This is a genomic window from Aminobacter sp. P4_H6_2 (assembly GCF_056400805.1).
The window spans coordinates 1-1334 of sequence record NZ_JBFUKO010000976.1 but is presented as its reverse complement, the minus strand read 5'-3'; the positions used below and the strand labels follow the sequence as shown (position 1 = coordinate 1334).

Sequence of the window (1334 nt, the reverse complement as noted above, 5' to 3'; positions counted from 1 at the left end):
CAGCTCTAGAGCCAATCTTTATGCTGCTGCTTACGAGGCAGGCATCGGCGGTCAAAACCTCGATCCGAATGGCCAGCGCGCCAAGGGAGACTTTTTCAACGCTGACATCAGGGAATTCGGCTATCTGCCGAATAGGCTTGTGCCGCAACAGTCACCCTTTGAGCTGAAACGTGGCTCGGTGATACCGGCCACGTTGATCACTGGCATCAATTCTGACCTGCCTGGCCGCATCACCGCGCAGGTCAGCCAGAACGTTTATGACAGCGCCACCGGCCACCGTCTGCTCGTTCCGCAGGGTACAAAGCTCTTTGGCCGTTATGACAGCCAAGTTTCATTCGGCCAGTCACGCGTGCTCGTTGTCTGGACCGATATCATCTTTCCAAACGGCTCGACGCTGCAGATCGGCGGCATGGCCGGAACGGACGCTCGTGGCAATGGTGGTTTCACAGACAAGATAGACAACCACCACTTCAAGACATTCGGCTCGGCGATCCTGCTCGCGATCATCGGCACCGGCGTCGATATGGCCGTGCCACAATCGTCGACGCTCGCCACCCAGGACAGTGCATCCGATGCGGTTCGCCGAAATTTGGCGGACACCTTCGGGCGCGTCGCAGAGCGTACCATTAGCAAGAACCTCGACGTACAACCGACCCTCGAAATCCGGCTGGGCTACAAATTCAACGTGCTCGTCGACCAGGACATTGTCTTTCCAGGTGATTATCGCGGTTGAGGCCGTGGAGAGCGAACTGTCGGCAAAGTGACGTCGACCGTCCTAGTGGATCATTGTTCCGTTCAGACTGTTACTACATATAATACGGTATTTCGCTTCGTCACTGAGCGGCTCTCCAAGAGCTCTATTCTATACCCACAATGTCAATCGTTAAATCATGCGATTGCGTGACATTTCCACTCCGGTACCTCGTCGTTGTTAAGTTCGTCACTTCTTCGGTGGCGGAACAATCTCTGACCCGGAGAAATACATTTGGACGGACAGATCACGACACTAATAGATGCGGTCGACACATCGAACGATCAGCGATCGATCCGCAGCGCGTTGAAGTCATTCTCGTTTGCTTGCGGCTTCGAACGTTTCGCCTACTTTGAGATAACGGCGAAGGAGACTTCCACGATCAATAGTTATCCGCTCGAGTGGCAGCATGCCTATCTGCAAAGCCAATTCGTGCGTATCGATCCGGTCGTTACGATGGCAAAGCGCCTCATGCAAATGTTCACGTGGTCGGCCCAGGACTGGCCGAGTCGTTATCTCACGACTGAGGAAAAGCGGTTTCGGGCCATTGCCAAGCAGTACGGCCTCTGTTCCGGCCTGTCGA

2 protein-coding genes are annotated in these 1334 nt (G+C 54.8%); both read left to right on the top strand.

Annotation, left to right across the window (positions count from 1 at the left end; all coding sequences use genetic code 11):
- Positions 1–733, top strand: a 733-nt coding sequence (gene trbI, locus AC1DUU_RS32215; protein WP_476787350.1) for an IncP-type conjugal transfer protein TrbI, incomplete at its 5' end; no start/stop codon positions are given.
- A 252-nt stretch (positions 734–985) separates the two neighbouring features.
- The coding region (locus tag AC1DUU_RS32210) for an autoinducer binding domain-containing protein (protein WP_476787349.1) at positions 986–1334 on the top strand (349 nt) is incomplete at its 3' end.